The 18,022-nt window shown below is 68.7% G+C and carries 21 protein-coding genes; 7 read left to right on the forward strand and 14 right to left on the reverse strand.

Annotated features, from left to right (window positions below; translation table 11 throughout):
- Positions 1-175 precede the first annotated feature (175 nt).
- A complete protein-coding gene (locus QE385_RS10150) occupies positions 176-655 on the reverse strand; it encodes a GNAT family N-acetyltransferase (RefSeq protein ID WP_307101438.1) in 480 nt (159 codons plus the stop codon).
- A complete protein-coding gene (locus QE385_RS10155; protein WP_307101440.1) occupies positions 652-1,545 on the reverse strand; it encodes a DMT family transporter in 894 nt (297 codons plus the stop codon). Before QE385_RS10155 ends, QE385_RS10150 begins: the two co-directional genes overlap by 4 nt.
- Positions 1,546-1,712: 167 nt before the next feature.
- On the opposite strand from QE385_RS10155, the gene QE385_RS10160 reads away from it, so the two are divergent.
- The gene (locus tag QE385_RS10160) at positions 1,713-2,468 is read left to right on the forward strand and encodes a transporter (RefSeq protein ID WP_307101443.1); all 756 of its coding nucleotides are present in this window, start codon (positions 1,713-1,715) and stop codon (positions 2,466-2,468) included.
- A gap of 270 nt (positions 2,469-2,738) precedes the next feature.
- On the opposite strand, the gene QE385_RS10165 is transcribed toward QE385_RS10160, so the two are convergent.
- From QE385_RS10165 to ispG, 3 genes are read right to left on the reverse strand one after another with little or no spacing between them, the layout of a single operon-like run.
- The gene (locus QE385_RS10165) at positions 2,739-3,044 is read right to left on the reverse strand and encodes a hypothetical protein (RefSeq protein ID WP_307101444.1); all 306 of its coding nucleotides are present in this window, start codon (positions 3,042-3,044) and stop codon (positions 2,739-2,741) included.
- Position 3,045: 1 nt separating this feature from the next.
- Positions 3,046-3,456: an NUDIX domain-containing protein gene (locus tag QE385_RS10170; protein WP_307101446.1), complete on the reverse strand. Its 411-nt coding sequence runs from the start codon at positions 3,454-3,456 to the stop codon at positions 3,046-3,048.
- Between the two features lie 55 nt (positions 3,457-3,511).
- On the reverse strand, positions 3,512-4,639 hold the full coding sequence (ispG, locus tag QE385_RS10175; protein ID WP_307101448.1) for a flavodoxin-dependent (E)-4-hydroxy-3-methylbut-2-enyl-diphosphate synthase: 1,128 nt from the start codon (positions 4,637-4,639) through the stop codon (positions 3,512-3,514).
- A gap of 64 nt (positions 4,640-4,703) precedes the next feature.
- On the opposite strand from ispG, the gene QE385_RS10180 reads away from it, so the two are divergent.
- The 3 genes from QE385_RS10180 to QE385_RS10190 are packed head-to-tail and all read left to right on the forward strand — an operon-like array spanning position 4,704 to position 7,717.
- Complete coding sequence (locus tag QE385_RS10180) at positions 4,704-5,870, forward strand: acyltransferase (RefSeq protein ID WP_307101450.1); 1,167 nt, start codon at positions 4,704-4,706, stop codon at positions 5,868-5,870.
- Between the two features lie 49 nt (positions 5,871-5,919).
- Complete coding sequence (locus QE385_RS10185; protein ID WP_307101451.1) at positions 5,920-6,846, forward strand: isoaspartyl peptidase/L-asparaginase family protein; 927 nt, start codon at positions 5,920-5,922, stop codon at positions 6,844-6,846.
- A 10-nt stretch (positions 6,847-6,856) separates the two neighbouring features.
- Positions 6,857-7,717 (forward strand): S1/P1 nuclease, encoded by an 861-nt coding sequence (locus QE385_RS10190; protein ID WP_307101453.1) that lies wholly within the window; start codon positions 6,857-6,859, stop codon positions 7,715-7,717.
- 277 nt (positions 7,718-7,994) lie between these two features.
- On the opposite strand, the gene pal is transcribed toward QE385_RS10190, so the two are convergent.
- The 6 genes from pal to QE385_RS10220 form a co-directional block, all read right to left on the reverse strand.
- A complete protein-coding gene (gene pal / locus QE385_RS10195) occupies positions 7,995-8,519 on the reverse strand; it encodes a peptidoglycan-associated lipoprotein Pal (protein ID WP_307101455.1) in 525 nt (174 codons plus the stop codon).
- Positions 8,520-8,577: 58 nt separating this feature from the next.
- Positions 8,578-9,993, reverse strand: a complete 1,416-nt coding sequence (tolB, locus tag QE385_RS10200) for a Tol-Pal system beta propeller repeat protein TolB (protein ID WP_307101457.1) — start codon at positions 9,991-9,993, stop codon at positions 8,578-8,580.
- A 197-nt stretch (positions 9,994-10,190) separates the two neighbouring features.
- Entirely contained in the window at positions 10,191-11,228 is a 1,038-nt protein-coding gene (locus QE385_RS10205) for a cell envelope integrity protein TolA (RefSeq protein ID WP_307101459.1), read from the reverse strand.
- Positions 11,228-11,686 (reverse strand): protein TolR, encoded by a 459-nt coding sequence (tolR, locus tag QE385_RS10210; protein ID WP_307101461.1) that lies wholly within the window; start codon positions 11,684-11,686, stop codon positions 11,228-11,230. The genes QE385_RS10205 and tolR overlap by 1 nt, the downstream gene beginning before the upstream one ends.
- Before the next feature lie 13 nt (positions 11,687-11,699).
- Positions 11,700-12,392 (reverse strand): protein TolQ, encoded by a 693-nt coding sequence (gene tolQ, locus QE385_RS10215; RefSeq protein WP_307101463.1) that lies wholly within the window; start codon positions 12,390-12,392, stop codon positions 11,700-11,702.
- Positions 12,389-12,859, reverse strand: coding sequence for a YbgC/FadM family acyl-CoA thioesterase (locus tag QE385_RS10220; RefSeq protein WP_307101465.1), 471 nt, complete (start codon positions 12,857-12,859; stop codon positions 12,389-12,391). The genes tolQ and QE385_RS10220 overlap by 4 nt, the downstream gene beginning before the upstream one ends.
- A gap of 107 nt (positions 12,860-12,966) precedes the next feature.
- On the opposite strand from QE385_RS10220, the gene QE385_RS10225 reads away from it, so the two are divergent.
- Both QE385_RS10225 and QE385_RS10230 read left to right on the forward strand, forming a co-directional pair.
- A complete protein-coding gene (locus tag QE385_RS10225) occupies positions 12,967-13,380 on the forward strand; it encodes a hypothetical protein (RefSeq protein ID WP_307101468.1) in 414 nt (137 codons plus the stop codon).
- Positions 13,377-13,583, forward strand: coding sequence for a helix-turn-helix transcriptional regulator (locus tag QE385_RS10230; RefSeq protein WP_307101471.1), 207 nt, complete (start codon positions 13,377-13,379; stop codon positions 13,581-13,583). The genes QE385_RS10225 and QE385_RS10230 overlap by 4 nt, the downstream gene beginning before the upstream one ends.
- A gap of 7 nt (positions 13,584-13,590) precedes the next feature.
- Here the strand turns inward: QE385_RS10230 and QE385_RS10235 are convergent, their stop codons facing one another.
- From QE385_RS10235 to QE385_RS10245, 3 genes are all read right to left on the reverse strand, one after another.
- Entirely contained in the window at positions 13,591-14,385 is a 795-nt protein-coding gene (locus tag QE385_RS10235; RefSeq protein WP_307101473.1) for a hypothetical protein, read from the reverse strand.
- A 134-nt stretch (positions 14,386-14,519) separates the two neighbouring features.
- Positions 14,520-15,563, reverse strand: coding sequence for a nitronate monooxygenase family protein (locus QE385_RS10240; RefSeq protein ID WP_307101475.1), 1,044 nt, complete (start codon positions 15,561-15,563; stop codon positions 14,520-14,522).
- Between the two features lie 364 nt (positions 15,564-15,927).
- Positions 15,928-17,178 carry an aspartate kinase gene (locus QE385_RS10245; RefSeq protein WP_294233037.1) on the reverse strand — a complete coding sequence of 417 codons (1,251 nt, stop codon included), beginning with the start codon at positions 17,176-17,178 and terminating at the stop codon, positions 15,928-15,930.
- 54 nt (positions 17,179-17,232) lie between these two features.
- Here QE385_RS10245 and ubiG point away from each other — a divergent pair, with 54 nt between their 5' ends.
- A complete protein-coding gene (ubiG, locus tag QE385_RS10250) occupies positions 17,233-17,970 on the forward strand; it encodes a bifunctional 2-polyprenyl-6-hydroxyphenol methylase/3-demethylubiquinol 3-O-methyltransferase UbiG (RefSeq protein WP_307101478.1) in 738 nt (245 codons plus the stop codon).
- Positions 17,971-18,022: the final 52 nt, after the last annotated feature.

The following is an 18,022-nucleotide window of genomic DNA, read 5'->3' on the forward strand; positions in this document are numbered from 1 at the left end:
ATCCCTTGGCCTTCGACTTCGCTCAGGCTGAACGGAGCGGACAGGGTGGGGCGGCCAGGAAGAATGGTTCGCGCGGAGGCGCGGAGAACGCGGAGGTGTCTTGCCTGCCGCTACCCCAATTTCCGAACAATCGGCCAGAGACGACATAGCGAGGCGCGCCTCCGGACGAACCCGATCACCGCCCCGCAAGCCGCTCCAGCGCCTCGCCCGACACGCGCTGCACCGTCCATTCCGCCATCGGCTGCGCGCCCATCGCGCGGTAGAATTCGACCGCGGGCGTGTTCCAGTCGAGCACCGACCATTCGAACCGCGCCCAGCCCCGATCGCGCGCAATCCCTGCCAGATGGACCAGCAGCGCCTTGCCCACCCCGCCCCCGCGCGCGGACGGCGTAACGTACAGGTCCTCCAGATACAGGCCCCGCCGCCCGGTCCAGGTCGAGAAATTGGCGAAGAACAGCGCAAAGCCGATCGCCATGCCGTCGCGCTCGGCGATTATCGCCTCGGCGGCGGGACGTTCGCCGAACAGCGCCTCCGCCAGCATCGGCTCGGTGGCGTGGACGGCATCGGGCTCGCGCTCGAACGCCGCCAGTTCGCGCACAAAGCCCAGGATGGTCGCGCTATCGCTGGGCCGGGCGGCCCGGATGGTCGTCGTCATAGTCCCGCCTCGCTCTGCGGCCCCGGTCCGGGCCGCCGCACCGCGACGACGCAGCCCCCGATGATCGCCGCCGCCCCGACCAGCGTGAACGGCGACACGCGCTCGCCGAACACCGCATAGCCGAGCAGCGCGGCCCAGACGAAGGCGGTATATTCGACCGGCGCGAGGATTTGTGCCTCCGCGCGCGCATAGGCCCAGGCGAGCAGCAGCGCCGACAGGCTGCCCAGCGCCGCCGCGACGACGATGGCGGGCCATTGCGCCGTGGCGGGCCAGCCCGAGACGAAGGGTGCGGCGGGCAGCATCAGCACCGCGATCACCAGCATGGTGAACAGCGCGACCTCGACCGGCCCCGCCACCTGCGCCTGCCGCCGCAGCAGCACCAGGCTGACCGCATAGAGGATCGAGGCGGCGAGGATCGCCAGCGAGCCCAGCACCGTCTCGGTTGAGGCCTGCGCCTGCACCTCGCCCGCCGCGATCACCAGCACCCCCACCCCCGCGATCAGCGACCCCAGGATCGCGGCGCGCCGGATTCGCTCGCCCAGGGTGAAGGCCGCCAGGAACAGCGCGATCAGCGGCGCGAGAAAGGTCAGCGCGATGCTCTGCGCCATCGGCACCCGCGCCAGCCCCCAGAAGAATAGCAGTACCGACGCGCCCCCGGTCGCACCGCGCGCGACATGCAGGGCCAGCGCCTGCCGCCCCGGCCAGCGCCCGCCCCGCGCCAGGAACAGCGCGCCGGTCAGCACCACCCCGACCCAGGACCGCCACAGCACCGCGCTATAGGCCCCGCTGTCGATCGACAGTCGCTTCATCAGCGTGTCCATCACCGAATAGATGGCGATGCCCAGCGCCGCGGCGCCGAAGGCGATGACGGGGGACGTGCGCGCGCTCATGCCCGTGGCGATAACGGGGACGGCCCCGAAAGGCGAGAGGAGCCGATTGCCGCCCTCCCCCGACGGAAGCGAGAGGGTGCACCGATGATCGGATGAAATCCCATCCCGCATCCGTTGCCTCCGCAACACCGATGCAAAAAGGGATGACGGGCATGAGGACGGCATGGATGGCAACGGGTCTGGCCATGATGCTGGCGGCACCGGCGGGGGCACAGGTCACCGCGACGGTCGGGGCGGACTATGCCTCGGGCCGCTATGGCACCGGACAGCGTGTGGATACCGCCAGCACGTCGCTGGGCCTGCGGGCCAAGCGCAAGCGGGTGACGGTGTTCGCCGCGCTGCCGGTGGTGCAGGTGGACGCGCCGGGCAATGTCGTCGCGCCCGGCGGGCCGCTGGGCCTGCCCATCTTCGTCGACCCCACCCGCCCGGCCACGCGCGTCCGGCGCAGCGGGCTGGGCGATGCGGTGGTGGGGGCGTCGGTCCAGCTGGTCGCGCCGCGCCCGCACCATCTGGCGCTGGCCCTGACCGGCAGCGCCAAGCTGCCCACCGCCTCGGCCTCGCGCGGCCTGGGGACGGGCAAGACCGATTATTCGATCGGGGCGGAAGCCGCGGTGCCCGGCAGGGTCACGCCCTTTGCCGCGATCGGCCACAGCTTCGTCGGTCAGCCCGACGGCTATGCCCTGCGCGACGTGACCAGCGCGCGGGGCGGCGTGGCGGTCCGCATGGGCAAGGCGAGCGAGGTCAGCCTCTCGTACAACTATGCCTCGCGCGCGAGCGACCAGAGCGCCGACCGGCAGGAGATCGGCGCGGGGCTGGACACCGCACTGTCGCAGCGTCTGTCGCTGGGCATCCAGGGCAGCGCCGGGGTCAGCCGGGGTGCCCCCGATGCCGGGGCGGGGGTTCGGCTGGGCCTGCGGCTATAGGCCGGATCGACATTCAGGACTGCTTTTTCCCCTCTCCCCTGGACAGGGGAGAGGGTTAGCGGAGCTTGCCAGCCTGCTGGCTAGCGCAGCTTGGGTGAGGGGTACAGCGAGCCCAAAGGCTCGCGCGCTCGCGAAGCGAGCGCCCACCCCTCACCCAGCTCCGACTAAGCCTTTGCTCTCGCAAAGACCAAGTCTGCGCAACCCTCTCCCCTCTCCCCTCTGCGAGGGGCGAGGGACGGAAAGGCATCGCGGAATGGCGATCTGCCCTGGTCAGGCGTCGGGCTTGGCCGGGTCCGGGTCGGGGCCGAAATATTCATATCGATAGCGTTTCAGGCCGCGCCCGATACATTCGACGCTGGGCGCGGCCCGGATTTCGGTTTCCTGCGCGGCATCGGTGTAGCGGAAGCGGACATAGGGCAGGCCGCTGCGCGCCGTCTTGAACTCGGTCGGGGTCACGCCGCACCGGGCGGCCAGTCGAGCAAAGGCGCGCTTGGTCAGCAACGGCTTCTCGGTCGTGGTCGTGACGCAACCCGACAGGATCAACGCGCCCGCCATCATCGCCACGCCCCGCCGCATGTCATTCCCTCCTGCCCGTGCCGCCCCGCCACCATGGCAGGATATGGTCGCGAAGCAACGGTGCCAGCGGCAGGGTTTCGACCGAGCGGCCATCGATCCAGATCGCCTCCTCGATCTCGGCGGCGGGCACCGGGTCATGGTCGACGGTCAGGTGAAAGACCGTGGCGTCGACCCGGTGCCCCGGCTCATTGGCCGCCGCCGCCGAGAATCGCCCGATCAGGCGCAGCGCCGTTTCGGCGACCGTCAGCCCGATCTCCTCGTCCAGTTCGCGGATCAGCGCGGCGGCGGCGTCCTCGCCGGGTTCGATCTTGCCGCCCGCCTGCATGAACCAGCGGGTGCCCGCCTTGCGCACCAGCAGGATGCGCCCGCTTCCGTCTTCGATCAGGGCGGCGGCGATGCGGAGGACGGTCATGCCCGCATCGTAACGAAACCCATTCCTCCCCCGCAAGGAGAGGAATGGGCCCAGGTCATTCCGCCGCGATCGCCGCCTTGGCGACGTCCGCCGCTTCGAGCTCGGCGGCCTTCGCCTCGACCAGCTTGACGATATGGTCGACCATGTCGGCGTCCTCGACCGTATGATCGGTCAGCCCCGACAGATAGACCATGTGCTTGCCATTGCCGCCGCCGGTCACGCCGATATCGGTCTCGCGCGCTTCGCCTGGCCCGTTGACCACGCAGCCCAGCACCGACAGCGACATGGGCGTGCGGATATGCTGGAGCCGTTCCTCCAGCACCTGCACGGTGCGGATCACGTCGAAGCCCTGGCGCGCGCAGGACGGACAGGACACGACGCGCACGCCGCGATTGCGGATGCCCAGCGCCTTCAGGATTTCGAAGCCGACGCGCACCTCTTCCTCGGGCTCGGCCGAGAGCGAGACGCGGATCGTGTCGCCGATCCCGAACCACAGGAGCGAGCCGATGCCGATCGAGGACTTGACCGTCCCGCCGATCAGTCCGCCCGCCTCGGTGATGCCCAGATGCAGCGGGCAGTCGGTCGCCTCGGCCAGCCCCTGATAGGCCGCCACCGCCAGGAAGACGTCGGACGCCTTCACCGCGACCTTATATTCGTGGAAGTCGTGGTCCTGGAGCAGCTTGATATGGTCGAGCGCCGATTCGACCAGCGCCTCGGGACAGGGCTCGCCATATTTCTCAAGCAGGTCCTTCTCCAGGCTACCGGCATTCACGCCGATGCGGATGGCGCAGCCATTGGCCTTGGCCGCACGGACGACCTCGGCGACGCGCTCGGACGATCCGATATTGCCCGGATTGATGCGCAGGCAGGCCGCGCCCGCATCGGCGGCTTCCAGCGCGCGCTTATAGTGGAAATGGATGTCGGCGACGATCGGCACGCGCGCCGCCTTGGTGATCTTGGCCAGCGCGGCGGTCGAATCGGTGTCGGGGCAGGAAACGCGGATGATGTCCGCCCCCGCCTCTTCGCAGCGCCGGATCTGGTTGATCGTGGCGACCGGATCGCTGGTCGGCGTGTTGGTCATGGTCTGCACGGTGACGGGGGCGTCGCCGCCCACGGGCACTTGGCCCACCATGATCTGACGGCTTTGGCGGCGGACAATGTCTCGCCAGGGACGAATGGACATGGGCCCTATATACGCGCAAGCGCGTTGCGGTTCAAAGTCAGTGCTGTACCAGACCGGGCAAAGAATGACCGCCGCCGCCCCCATCCCCCGCCATTACGGACTCGACTGGCTGCGCATCGGCGCCTTCGCCATCCTGATCCTCTATCATATCGGCATGGTCTTCGTGCCGTGGGGCTTCCATGTGCAACTCGCCCGGCTGCCCTGGGTCGCGATCCCGATGCTGGCGAGCAATCCGTGGCGGCTGATGCTGCTGTTCGTCGTGTCGGGCTATGCGACCCGCGCGCTGGCGGTCCGGCATCCCTCTATCGCCAGCTTCGCGCGAGGGCGGAGCATCCGGCTGCTCGTGCCGCTGGCGTTCGGGGTCGCGGTGCTGGTGCCGCCGCAGATCTGGGCCGAGCTGGTCAGCAAATATGGCTATCCGGGCTCCTATGCGACCTTCTGGCTGCACGACTGGCTGGGCTTCCGGCTGATCGGCGGGGTGGTGCCGACGCCCGCCTGGAACCATCTGTGGTTCGTCGCCTATCTGTGGGTCTATACCATGGCGGTGGCTGTGCTGCTGGCGGTGGGCGGCCGGTTCGGCGGCAGGGCGCAGGCGCTGTTCGACCGGGTGTTCGGCGGATGGGGCGGCGCGGTGCTGCCGGTGCTGTGGCTGCTGCTGGTCGATATCCGCCTGTTCCCCGGCGGGCTGGAGACGCATGGCCTGATCGACGACTGGCTGGCGCATGCCATCTATTTCCCCGCCTTGCTCTTCGGCTTCGGCATGGCGGGGTCGGAGCGGGTGCTGGGCAGTTTCCGGCGCGGCTGGATCGTCGCGGCGGGCATCGCGCTGGCCAGCTATGCGGTCGCCGCCGCGCTGGAGTGGCGCTGGCCGGGGCTGGCGGGCGCGCCCGCGGGGCTGGGCACCGTCTTTGCGGGCGCACGCGCGGTGCAGGGGTGGATGGCGGTCGTCGCGCTGATCGGGCTGGCGGAGCGTTTCTGGAACCGCGACCATCCGTGGCGCCGCACGCTGACCGAGGCGGTCTTCCCCTTCTATCTGATCCACCAGACGATCATCATCCTCGTCGCGCTGGGCCTGCGCAGGCTGGGCTGGCCGCTGGCGGTCGATGCCGCGATCCTGGTGGCGGCGACGGTGGCGGGCTGCTGGGCCTTTTATCTGGTCGGCCGCAAGCTGCGCTGGCTCCGCCCGCTGATCGGGCTGCGTCCGGGGGATGGCGGGAAAGCGACGATCTGATAGGGGCTCGGGCGCAAAGCCTGTCCCCTTCAAGTATCGGAGTTTCCCCATGTCCGCATCCTGGTCGCTGGTCATCCATGGCGGCGCGGGCCGGATCACCCGCGATGTCCTGACCCCCGAACAGGATGCCGGAGCGCGCGCCGGGCTCGACGCCGCGCTGAAGGCCGGGTCGGCGGTGCTGGCGGAGGGCGGCAGCGCGCTGGACGCGGTCGAGGCGGCCGTGCGCGTCCTGGAGGACGATCCCCATTTCAACGCCGGGCGCGGCGCCTGCTTCACGCAGCACGGCACCAACGAGCTGGACGCCGCGATCATGGACGGGCGCGACCGGCGGGCGGGTTCGGTCGCGGGGGTGACGCGGACGCGCAACCCGGTGACGCTGGCGCGCAAGGTCATGGAGGCCAGCCCGCATGTCCTGCTGGCCGGGCAGGGCGCGGACCGATTCGCGGTCGACCAGGGGCTGGAGCAGGTCGACCCCGCCTGGTTCCACACTGACGAGCGCCGCCGCCAGCTCGACGAGCTGCTGTCGCGCGGCGCCGATGCGTTCGACAGCGACATGAAATACGGCACGGTCGGCGCGGTCGCCTGCGACGCGCAGGGCCATGTCGCCGCCGCCACCTCGACCGGCGGGGTGACGGGCAAGCGCTGGGGCCGGATCGGCGATTCGCCGCTGATCGGCGCGGGCACCTATGCCGACGACCGCGCCTGTGCGGTATCGTGCACCGGCTCGGGCGAGGTCTTCATCCGCGTCGGCGTGGGGCATGAGATCGCCGCGCGCCGCCGCTTCACCGGCGACAGCCTCCAGGCCGCCGCCGACTCGGTGCTGGCCGAGGTGAAGGCGCTGGGCGGGACCGGCGGCACCATCCTGGCCGGGCCCGACGGCGCGATCGCCTGGAGCATGACGACCGCGGGCATGTATCGCGGCCGTGCGACGAGTGGCGGCGAACACAGGGTGGCGATCTACGCCGACGAGGGATAAAACCCGCGTCATGAAGCACTTGCGCCTGTTCGTCGCGATGATCGCGGCGTCGTTCCTCACCTCCCCCGCCGCCGCCTATTGGGACTATGGACATCAGACGGTGGCGGCCATTGCCTGGGCCAACATCACCCCGCATGCCCGCGCCGAAATCCGCCGGATCCTGCGCGCGCAAGGCGAGCTCGACACGCCGAGCTGCCCGGTCCGGACGATCGAGGAGGCCAGCGTCTGGCCCGATTGCGTCAAGCCGCTGAAGGACGGAAACGGCAAGTCGCGCTTCGGCTATGCCTATAGCTGGCATTACCAGAATGTGGACATCTGCCAGCCCTTTCGCCTGCCCCCCGCCTGCGACAGCGGGGACTGCGTATCGGCGCAGATCCCGCGCCAGCTCGCGATCCTGAAGGACAAGCGCGCCAGCGATAAGGACCGGGTGATGGCGCTGGCCTTCCTCGTCCACTTCGTCGGCGACCTGCACCAGCCGCTCCATGCCGGGGACAAGGGCGACAAGGGCGGCAACGACACCCATGTCGATTATGGCGACTATGCGACCGCGCGGCTGAACCTGCATTCGATCTGGGACGGGCTGCTCGCCGAGCGGGCGATCTCGACGCCCCCCAAATTGGTCCGCGCCTATCCGGCGGCCGAGCGGCGGCGCGAGGCGGCGGGCGGCGTGATGGCCTGGAGCCGCGAGAACTGGGCGGTCGCCAAGCGCGCCTATGCCGCCGCGATGGGCGGCAATCCCTGCCAGCCTACGCCCGCGCATATGACGATGGATGACGCCGCGATCCGGGCGATGGCCCCGGTCGAGCGCGAGCAGGTGAAGCGGGGCGGGTTGCGGCTCGCGAAGCTGCTGAACCAAGCCTTCAGAGGCTGAACGCCCGCCATCCGTTCGCACTGAGCGAAGTCGAAGTGCACGCGCCGGACCTTGCCGAGAGCCGAGTCCCTTGGCCTTCGACTTCGCTCAGGCTGAACGGGGGTTTTGGGGTACGGCGCCGACCGCACTCCATTCCTCCCCAAGCTATGCTTGGGGAGGGGGACCGCCGGGCGTCAGCCCGGTGGTGGAGGGGCAAAGACGGACGGGCCAAGCCCCTCCACCACGCCCTTCGGGCGCGGTCCCCCTCCCCATCAGAGATGGGGAGGAATGACGATCGTCAGCTCAGGACCACGGTCACCGCGCGGCGGTTCTGCGCATAGCTTGCCTCGTCCGAGCCGAGCGCGATCGGGCGTTCCTTGCCATAGCTGATGACGTTCATCCGGTCGGGCGAGATGCCGCGCGCCGCCAGATAATTCTTGGCCGCGTTCGCGCGACGATCGCCCAGTGCGAGATTATATTCGCGCGTGCCGCGCTCGTCGCAATGCCCCTCGATGGTGATGCGGACATTGGGATAGCGTTGAAGCCAGGCCGCCTGGCTGTCCAGGATCGCGCGCGACTCGGGGTCGATGTCATATTGATCGAGCCCGAAATGGATGGTGTTCGACGTCACCGAGCGCTTGAAGTCGGCGTCCGAGCCGGGGACGATCGCGCCGTCGGTCGGGGTGGTCTGGCCCGCATTGGGGTCGGTGGCCGCATTCTGGTCGACCGGCGCGGGCGGCAGGACGGCGGGCCGCTTCTTGGCGCAACCGGCGATGGCCAGCGCCATCGTGGCGACGAGCAGGGTGGTCTTGATCTTGGTCACTGGACTGTCACTCCCTTTTGGTTCGTTTCGCCCCCGAAACTGAAACCCCTATACCCCATTACGGCCGCAACGGCCCCCAGGCCGGGTCCGAGCCGTCGAGCGGCGTCGGAATGCGACGTTCGTTCACCCCGGTCAGGTCGACCATCCACACATCCGCCTTGCCCGACGCCCCCTGTGTCGAGCGCTGGAAGGTGATGACGCGGCCATTGGGGGACCAGCTCGGCCCCTCGTCCTGCCAGCTGTTGGTCAGCAGCTTTTCGCCGCCGCCCGAGGGATTCATGATGCCGATGCGGAACGCGCCGCCCAGCTTGGTGAAGGCGATCAGGTCGCCGCGCGGGCTCCAGACCGGGGTCGCATAGCGGCCACCGCCGAAGCTGATCCGCTGCTGGTTGGAACCGTCCGCGTTCATGACATAGATTTGCTGCCCGCCCGAACGATCGCTCTCGAACACGATCTTGGAGCCGTCGGGCGAATAGCTGCCGCCGGTATCGATGCCGGGCGCGTTGGTCAGCCGTTGCGGCGTGCCCCCTTGCGCCGAGACGCGGTAGATGTCGGTATTGCCGCCCTGCGCCATCGAGAACAGGATCCAGCGGCCATCGGGCGAGAAGCGCGGCGCGAAGGTCGTCGCGGCATTCTGCACCACCAGCCGCTGACGGCCCGAACCGATGTCATAGACATAGATGGCGGGCCGCTTGTCGACATAGGACATGTAGACGATCGACTGCTGGTTCGGCGCGAAGCGCGGGGTCAGCACGATCGACTGGCCGTTGGTCAGGAAGCGGTGATTGGCGCCGTCCTGGTCCATGATCGCCAGCCGCTTGATCCGCCGCGCCTTGGACCCCGTCTCGGAGACATAGACGATCCGGCTGTCGAAATAGGGGCCTTCGCCGGTCAGCTTGGTATAGATGGTGTCGGCGCATTTGTGCGCGGCCCGCCGCCAGTCGCCCGGCGACACGACGAAGCCCTGCCGCGCCAGCTCGCTCTTGGCCAGCACGTCATAGAGGTAGCAGCCGACCGTCAGCGTCCCGTCGCCATTGGCGCGGACATAGCCCTGGACCAGCGCCTGCGCGCCGGTGCCGTTCCAATAGTCGAAGGCGGGCGCGGTCACTTCCGGGAAGGACACGGTGCGCAGCTGCGCGGGCGGAACCGGCGTGAACAGCCCCGAATTGCGCAGGTCGTTGGTGATGATCTTGGACAGTTCCTGCCCGACGACATCGGTCGTGCCCGCCGCCGTCTGCACCACCGCGCTGGTCGGCATCGCCGGGATCGCGATCGGCATCGGCGCGGAGATGCCGCCCTCGACATCGACGACCAGCCCTTCCTGGCCATTGGCGGGCGCGGCCGCGGGCTGCTGCCCGGCGGGCGCGGGGGCCGCGGGCTGTTCCTGGGGCGCGGGCGCGGGCACGTCCTGCGCGCCGACGGCACTGGCCGCCAGGGCCAGCGTGAGCGGCAGGGTCAGCAGGGAACGGGGCATAAACAGATCCTCAACCCGGGTAACTGAAACGGAAACGCGTGTCGCTCCAGCCGCCTTGCGCTCCATAAAGCGCGGACGGCCTGTCATCCAATGGACAGTTTCTGAAAACTGTCGTCATCATGCCAACGATCCCACGCCCCGTTTTTTCGGGGGCGCGGCCACCGCCGGACGCGGGCGAAGGGACGGACCGGCCATCCTCAACCCGGCAACTTGTAGCGCAGCGTGAAATTGCTCCACCCGCCCGGCACGTCGTACAGCTCGGCGGGAAGCCCGCGCAGCGGCGAGCATCCCTTGAAGGTGGCGATCGCCAGATCGTCGACCCGGTCGACATAGCGTTCGTTCTCGCCATCGACACCGCTATGCCCGACCACACGCGGGGCGGCCGCCAGGCTGCCGTCCTTGTTGAGGTGCAGGTTGATCGCGACGCGGATACGCTCGGCGCCCGGCCCCGGCGTCACCTGACGGTTCGCACAGGGCTGGACCTGACGCAGGATCGCCGAGGCGATGTTCGCCAGTTGCTGCGCGCCGATCCGGGCGGCGGGCGCCGCCTGCGACTTGGAGGGCGACGGATCGGCCGACAGCCCCTTCAGGAAGTCGGCGCCCAGATGCGAGCCGCGCGGGCGGGTCGTGGTCGCCGTCTCGCTCTTGCCGCTGCCGCGCGCCGGGGTGGTCGGCCTGGTCGCGGCGGGCTTGCCCTCCGATCGGCTGGGCCTCGCCGCCGGTGCGGGCTTGGCCGCTGGCGTCGGCTTGGCCGGAGCGGGCCTGGCGGGCGCAGGCTTGGCCGGTTGCGGCCTGGGGCGCGGCTCGGGCGGTTTGGGCTTGGGCTTTTCCGCCGGTCTGGGGGCAGGCTTGGGTTGCGGCTTGGGCTCGGGACGCGGCTCGGGCTTGGCCGGTTCGGGTTTCGGCTGTGGACGCGGTTGAGGCTTGGGCTGCGGTTGCGGCTGGGGCGCGGGCGGTGGCGGCGCAGGCTGCGGCGCGGGCTCGGCCTCCACCGGCTCGGGGGGTGCCGCGTCTTCCGGCGCGCCCTCTTCGGGGGCGATCGACTGGGCGGCCTGCTGGTTGGGGGTCGGCGACGCCGCGTCCAGCGCGACATCCTTGACCAGCGAGATGTCGATCGGCGTGACCTTCAGCTTTTCCGGATTCGGCGTCGCCAGAAAGCCGACCGACAACAGGCCGAACAGGACGAGATGCCCTGCGACCGCTATCGCCAATCCCGTCCGCTCGCCACGCTCCATCAGCGCTGGCCCGTTCCCTCGCCCGCGCCACCTTCCACGGTGACCAGCGACACGCGGTTCAGCCCGGCGCGGTTCAGCTCGCCCATGACGCGCATCACCCGACCGTAATCCAGCGCCCGGTCGGCGCGCAGATAGATTTGCGGCGCCTGCCCATCAGGGCCTTTCCGCGCGGCGATCGCGTCCAGCCGCGCGGGCAGGTCGGCATCGCTGATCTCATCGTCGTTCAGGAACAGCCGCCCCTGCTCGTCGATCGCGATCTGCTCGGGCTTCTGGTCCTGGTCCAGCGCCTTGGCCCGGCTGTCGGGCAGGTTGACCGGCACGCCCGTGGTCAGCAGCGGCGCGGTCACCATGAAGATGATCAGCAGCACCAGCATCACGTCGACCAGGGGCGTGACGTTGATGTCCGCCATCGGCGCGCGGCGCCCCCGGCCGGAGCGGGAGGGAAGGTTCATGGCCATCGCCCGTACCCCTTCAGCGTGCCGAGTCGAGCTGGCGGCTGAGCGTGGTGTGGAACCCGTCGGCGAAGCGGTTGAGCGACGCCTCCACCTTGTTCACCCCGTGGCTGAACCGGTTATAGGCGATCACCGCCGGGATGGCGGCGAACAGGCCGATGGCGGTGGCGAACAGCGCCTCCGAAATGCCCGGCGCCACGACCGCCAGCGAGGTGTTCTGCGCCTGCGCAATGCCGGTGAAGCTGCGCATGATGCCCCAGACGGTGCCGAACAGGCCGACGAACGGCGCGACCGAACCGACCGTCGCCAGCACGTTCAGCCGGTCCGACAGCTTGTCGATCTCACCCGCGACTGCCGATCCCATCGCGGTGGCGAGGCGCTCGCGCGTGCCGTCGCGGTCGATATGCCCGCCCGCGGTCGAGCGACGCCATTCCTGCACGCCCGCCGAAAAGACGCGCGCGGAGGGCAGTTCGCTGTCCTGCTCCATCCGGTGAAAGGCGTCGATATCCTCCGCCTTCCAGAAATCGCGCTCGAACCGGGTCATGCCCTTCTTCGTGCGGGCCAGCTTGCGCGAAAAGGCGACGATGATCGTCCAGGTCCAGATGCTGGACAGCAGAAGTCCGATCATCACGAACTTCACCACCCAGTCGGCGTGGAGGAACAGCGCGACGGGCGACAAACTGGCGGCATCCATGTTGAAGACGGGATTCATGGGTGTTGGGTGTCCCCTTGCCAGACAAGGCGTTGGTAGATGGCGATCCAGTCGGCGGGCTGGCGTCGCGGGCGGCCGTTCGGGCCGACCCATGCGACGGTCACACGCGCGTCGGCCAGCATGACCGCGCCGCACCTGACTGTCTGATGAATGACGACGCGAACCGCACTGACCTGGATCAGCCGCGACGTGACGACCAGATCGTCGTCGAGCCGCGCGGAAGCGGCATAGCGGATGGCGATGTCGGTGACGGCATAGGCACCCTGCCCCGCCTCATGCGCGGCGCGCTGGTCGATCCCGGCGACCCGCAGCATGTCGGAGCGCGCGCGCTCCATGTAGCGGAGATAGTTGGCGTGATAGACCACGCCCGACAGGTCGGTATCCTCGAAATAGACGCGCACCGCAAAGCGATGCTCGTGCCCCTCGAAGCGGCCGCCCCTCGGCTGGTCGTCGTCCGTCACCGTCATGGTGACCGCCCGTTAACCCATCCGTCCGGGGGAAGGAAGGCACTTGCTCGCCTGTTACCTACGGGTTACATGACACCTATAGGTTACAGGAAGTTGTGATGAATCTGGTGGAAAAGGCCGAGCGCAAGAGCCGGGCAAGAGCCATACTCGGCTATCTGCTCGCGGCGACGCTCCTTGCATCCGCCGTGCTGGCGATAGCGGGGCATAGCGAAGGCGCATCGCGGCTCGCACCCTGGTTCGTCATGATCGGCCTTACCGCACTGAACCTGACCAGCCTCCCGTTTCGATGGCGCAGCTATGGTGAGGTTTCGAAGCTGATGAATGACGAAACGACACGCGATCATCGGCGGTCGAGCTTTGCGGCAGGGTTCTGGGCGATGTTCGCAGCGGCTGTAGCGGTGATGATCGTCGCCTGCTTTCGCCCCATGGATGCCGTCGCTATCGGACGAATCATTATCACCGCCGGGCTGATCGCCGCGCTGATATGCTTCTCCACGCTGGAGCTGCGCGCCAGCCGATGAACGAGACGCTTTGCAACGACCTGAAGGCCGCGCGCGAAGCCGCCGGGCTGACCCAGGGCGGCCTCGCCGAGGCGATCGGGGTCAGCCGCAAGACGATCAACACTGTGGAAAACGGCGTCTTCCAGCCATCGACCCTGCTCGCGCTCAAACTAGCACGCGCCTTGGGTCGGCCGGTCGAGTCGCTCTTCTGGATCGCGGAGTGAGCCGCGCTTATTGCAGCGCGGCGGAATCGACCTTCAGCGACGGCGGGTTGATGACCGGTGGCGCATAGGGCTTGGCGGCGGGGACCGGCTGGCTCGACAGCACGGGGCCACTCGCCCCAGCCTGCGCGACCGGCGGATTGGCCTGTGCGGCGATGGCGAGCGGCGCGGTCGTGCGCTGCACCGGCACCATCGTCCCCGCACGCCACGCATCATAGGCGCGGAAGAAGGCGATGAACGGCGCATCCAGCCGGTCCAGCCGCGCCGCCGCGCCGGTTTCGAAATCGTCGGTGGGCGCATTGCTGATATCGGCGAGCACCGCATCGGCGGCGGCGCAGAAGCCCTTGCGCACCGGAGTGGTCGAGAAGAAATTGTACAGCCGGGTCATCGCATCGTCATAGCGGTCGCGCCAGTCGCCGCCCTGCGCCTGATATTCGGCCGAATAGCGTTTCTCGGCGGCGGCCAGCGCGATCTTCCGCGTGGTCAGCATGGTGTTGTAGCGGGTGACGATCAGCCCTTCGTCCGGCCCGCGACAGGCCAGCGCCGCGACGTTCAGCGCCGAGCGCAGATGCCAGATCGTCGCCGCGCTGGTCAGCGCACGGTTGGGCGTGGCGTAATTGCCGTCGGGCAGCAGCGCAGGGATCCGCATCCCCGGCGTGGCGCCGGGCGGCAGCGGCGCGCGCGCAACCTGCGGCGGGGCGGGCACCATCACCGGCGGCGGCGCGACCTTGGCGGTCTCGCGCGCGGTACATCCCGCCAGCGAGAGACCGATCGCGATACCCGATACAACACGCAAACTCGCCATGACCCTGATCCTCGGAAAACCCCGCCCCCGGCTGTTGGAGACGTCATGCCGAATCAAGGTTAACGCGTCGTAACCCGTGCGATGAAGCGAGCCTTATGTCCGAGGGTTGGAAATCCTCCCCGGCACGGGGAGGATCAGGCCGTGCGCGCGACCAGCGCGGCGGCGGCCTCGGCCATCAGTTGCGCCAGGATGTCGGCGATCGGCTCTTCCTTCGTGACCATGCCGACCGACTGGCCCGCCATCACGCTGCCATGCTCGACATCGCCCTCGATCACCGCACGGCGCAGCGCGCCCGCCCAGTAATGCTCGATCTGGAGCTGCGCCTCGGCCATTGCGACCTTACCCTCGTCGAGCGACTGGGCGACTTCGCGCTGCTTGGCGGTGAACAGCTCGCCGCCCGCATTCTTGAGCGCGCGGACCGGGATGACCGGCAGGCGCGGGTCGATCTGCACGCTCGCCACCGCGTCGCGGGCGGAGGCGCGGATGAACGCCTTCTTGAAATTGGGATGCGCGATCGATTCGGTCGCACAGACGAAGCGCGTGCCGAGCTGGACGCCCGCCGCCCCCATGTCGAGATAGGCGGCAATCGCCTCGCCCCGGCCGATGCCGCCCGCGACGAAGACGGGGACTTGGGCCGCGATCTCGGGCAGCATTTCCTGCGCCAGCACGCTGGTCGAGACGGGGCCGATATGGCCGCCCGCCTCCATCCCCTCGATCACCAGCGCATCGACCCCCGAGCGGATCAGCTTCTTGGCCAGGGAAAGCGCGGGCGCGAAGCAGATGACCTTCGCGCCGGTTTCCTTGATCGCCTCCAGCGCGCCCTTGGGGGGCAAGCCACCGGCGAGCACGACATGGCCGACCTGGTGACGGCCGCACACCGCGATCAGATCGAACAGCTGCGGGTGCATGGTGATCAGGTTCACGCCGAAGGGGCGGCTGGTCATCGCCTTGGTCGCGGCGATTTCCGTGTCGAGCAGTTCGGGCGTCATCGCGCCGCACGCGATCACGCCGAAGCCGCCCGCGTTGGACATGGCGGAGACGAGGTTGCGCTCCGACACCCAGGACATGGCACCCGCCATGATCGCCATGTCGGCGCCAAGAAATTCCGCGCCGCGCGCCATGCGGGTGGCGAGACGCTGTTCGCCGGTGGTGGTGGTGGTGGTGAGGGTGTCGGTCATCGGCGCTCCATGCCGTGGAGCGCGGCGGACGGCAAGATTTGGTTCACGCGAAGCCGCGATGACGCGAAGAAGAAGGGGTTCGCGCAGAGGCGCAGAGGACGCAGAGAGGTTTCGCGCGCGGCAGCGCAATCGAAGCTCCAACAGACCGTTATTGGAGGACACCAATAGCGGCTGCATACGCCACCTCTGCGCCCTCCGCGCCTCTGCGCGAACCAATCTTCCTGAATACGCTTCGCGTCTTAGCGGCTTCGCGCGAACCCATCCCTCCGTCATCCCAGCGAAGGCTGGGATCTTTGGCGAGCGGGATCGTATCCGGGCCAGAGGCCCCAGCCTTCGCTGGGGCGACGGGGTATCGGTCGGGTCGTTACGCCGCCTCGGCGTCCAGACCATAAGCGGTGTGCAGCACGCGCACCGCCAGTTCGGTATAGTCCTCTTCGATCAGCACGCTGACCTTGATCTCCGAGGTGGTGATCGCAAGAATGTTGATCCCGCGCGCGCCCAGCGTCTGGAACATGGTCGACGCCACGCCCGCATGGCTGCGCATGCCGACGCCGACGACCGAGATCTTGGCGACCCGCGTGTCGTGGACCATCTTGGCATAACCGATGTCACCGCTCGCCTTTTCCAGCACGTCCAGGGTGCGGGCGAGGTCCGCCGAAGGGACGGTGAAGGTCACGTCGGTCGAGCCGGTCGAATGCGCGATATTCTGGACGATCATGTCCACATTGATGCCTGCATCCGCAAGCGGCGCGAAGATCGCGCCCACCGAACCGGGCCGATCCGGCACGGCGGTCAGGGTGATCTTGGCTTCGTTCTTGTCATGCGCGATGCCGGTGATGAGCTGGCGTTCCATATCGTCGATTTCCTCTTCGCCCACGATCAACGTGCCGCGATGTCCGTCTTCGTCCCGTGCGTCGTCGAACGAGCTCAAGACCCGCACGCGCACCTGTTCCTTCATCGCCAGACCCACCGATCGGGTCTGGAGCACCTTGGCGCCGACGCTGGCGAGTTCCAGCATCTCCTCATAGGTGACCTTCGACAGTTTCCGCGCGCGGGGCACGATGCGCGGGTCGGTGGTGTAGACGCCGTCGACATCGGTGTAGATGTCGCACCGCTCCGCCTTCATCGCCGCCGCGACTGCGACCGCGCTGGTGTCCGATCCGCCGCGACCCAGCGTCGTGACCCGGTTGCCCTCGGCCACGCCCTGGAAGCCGGGGATGACCGCGACCACGCCCGCCGCCAGGCTCTCGTCGAGCGCGGTGGTGTCGATCTCGCCGATCCGCGCCTTCGCGAAGGCCGTGTCGGTGTGGATCGGCAATTGCCACCCCAGCCACGAACGGGCGGGGACGCCCATCGCCTGGAGCGTGATCGCCAGCAGCCCGCTGGTGATCTGTTCGCCCGCCGAGACGACGACGTCATATTCCTGGGGATCGTAGAGCGACGAGGCCTCGCGGCAGAAACCGACCAGCCGGTCGGTCTCGCCCGCCATCGCGGAGACGACGACCGCGACCTGATGCCCAGCCTCCACCTCGCGTTTGACCCGCGCCGCCACGTTGCGGATGCGCTCGATTCCGGCCATCGAGGTGCCGCCGAACTTCATCACGATACGGGCCATGCGGTTTTTGCCAATCTCCTTGGGGTAAAACGGCGGTCCTGATAGGTAGCCCCCATGACGAACGCAAGCCATTTGAACGATTCTACCATTATCGGCGCCGAAGCCGCACATTTCGGAAAGATGGCGGCCGAGTGGTGGGACCCCAAGGGGTCGAGCGCGATGCTGCACCGGCTGAACCCGCCGCGCCTGCGCTATATCCGCGAGCAGATCGATCTGCACTGGGATGCCGACGGACAGGGCTTCACCCCTCTGACGGGCAAGCGCGCGCTCGATGTCGGATGCGGGGCGGGGTTGCTGTGCGAGCCGCTGGCGCGTCTGGGCGCCGAGGTGACGGGGCTGGACGCGGCGGCCGAGAATGTCGCGGTCGCCGCCGCCCATGCCGCGCAATCGGGACTGGCGATCCATTACCGCGCGGGCAGCGTCGAGGGGCTGGCGGGCGAGACGTTCGACCTCGTCACCTCGCTGGAGGTGATCGAGCATGTTGCCGATCCGGCGCGCTTCGTGCGCGGGCTGGCCGATGCGCTGGCGCCCGGCGGGCTGATGATCCTGTCGACGCCCAACCGCACGCCGCTGTCGAAACTGGCGCTCATCACGCTGGCGGAGGGGACGGGCGCGATCCCGAAGGGCACGCATGACTGGTCGAAATTCCTGACCCCCGACGAGCTGACCGCCTTGCTGACCCAGGCGGGACTGACGGTGCGCGACGTGCGGGGGCTGAGCTATTCGCCGACCAAGGGGTTCATGGTCAGCGACTCGACCGCGCTCGACTATTTCGTCACCGCAACGCGGTAATTCCCTTTCCTCCCCTTGCAGGGGAGGTGGCAGGCCGCAGGCCTGACGGAGG

The sequence above is a fragment of the Sphingomonas sp. SORGH_AS_0950 genome (assembly GCF_030818415.1).
Lineage (GTDB): Bacteria > Pseudomonadota > Alphaproteobacteria > Sphingomonadales > Sphingomonadaceae > Sphingomonas.

Bases quoted from the DNA above. Each gene is read 5' to 3' on its own strand.
- QE385_RS10150 (WP_307101438.1), bottom strand. From the start codon at position 655: ATGACGACGACCATCCGGGCCGCCCGGCCCAGCGATAGCGCGACCATC.
- QE385_RS10155 (WP_307101440.1), bottom strand. From the start codon at position 1,545: ATGAGCGCGCGCACGTCCCCCGTCATCGCCTTCGGCGCCGCGGCGCTG.
- QE385_RS10160 (WP_307101443.1), top strand. From the start codon at position 1,713: ATGGCAACGGGTCTGGCCATGATGCTGGCGGCACCGGCGGGGGCACAG.
- QE385_RS10165 (WP_307101444.1), bottom strand. From the start codon at position 3,044: ATGCGGCGGGGCGTGGCGATGATGGCGGGCGCGTTGATCCTGTCGGGT.
- QE385_RS10170 (WP_307101446.1), bottom strand. From the start codon at position 3,456: ATGACCGTCCTCCGCATCGCCGCCGCCCTGATCGAAGACGGAAGCGGG.
- ispG (WP_307101448.1), bottom strand. From the start codon at position 4,639: ATGTCCATTCGTCCCTGGCGAGACATTGTCCGCCGCCAAAGCCGTCAG.
- QE385_RS10180 (WP_307101450.1), top strand. From the start codon at position 4,704: ATGACCGCCGCCGCCCCCATCCCCCGCCATTACGGACTCGACTGGCTG.
- QE385_RS10185 (WP_307101451.1), top strand. From the start codon at position 5,920: ATGTCCGCATCCTGGTCGCTGGTCATCCATGGCGGCGCGGGCCGGATC.
- QE385_RS10190 (WP_307101453.1), top strand. From the start codon at position 6,857: ATGAAGCACTTGCGCCTGTTCGTCGCGATGATCGCGGCGTCGTTCCTC.
- tolB (WP_307101457.1), bottom strand. From the start codon at position 9,993: ATGCCCCGTTCCCTGCTGACCCTGCCGCTCACGCTGGCCCTGGCGGCC.
- QE385_RS10205 (WP_307101459.1), bottom strand. From the start codon at position 11,228: ATGGAGCGTGGCGAGCGGACGGGATTGGCGATAGCGGTCGCAGGGCAT.
- tolR (WP_307101461.1), bottom strand. From the start codon at position 11,686: ATGGCCATGAACCTTCCCTCCCGCTCCGGCCGGGGGCGCCGCGCGCCG.
- tolQ (WP_307101463.1), bottom strand. From the start codon at position 12,392: ATGAATCCCGTCTTCAACATGGATGCCGCCAGTTTGTCGCCCGTCGCG.
- QE385_RS10220 (WP_307101465.1), bottom strand. From the start codon at position 12,859: ATGACGGTGACGGACGACGACCAGCCGAGGGGCGGCCGCTTCGAGGGG.
- QE385_RS10230 (WP_307101471.1), top strand. From the start codon at position 13,377: ATGAACGAGACGCTTTGCAACGACCTGAAGGCCGCGCGCGAAGCCGCC.
- QE385_RS10235 (WP_307101473.1), bottom strand. From the start codon at position 14,385: ATGGCGAGTTTGCGTGTTGTATCGGGTATCGCGATCGGTCTCTCGCTG.
- QE385_RS10240 (WP_307101475.1), bottom strand. From the start codon at position 15,563: ATGACCGACACCCTCACCACCACCACCACCACCGGCGAACAGCGTCTC.
- QE385_RS10245 (WP_294233037.1), bottom strand. From the start codon at position 17,178: ATGGCCCGTATCGTGATGAAGTTCGGCGGCACCTCGATGGCCGGAATC.
- ubiG (WP_307101478.1), top strand. From the start codon at position 17,233: ATGACGAACGCAAGCCATTTGAACGATTCTACCATTATCGGCGCCGAA.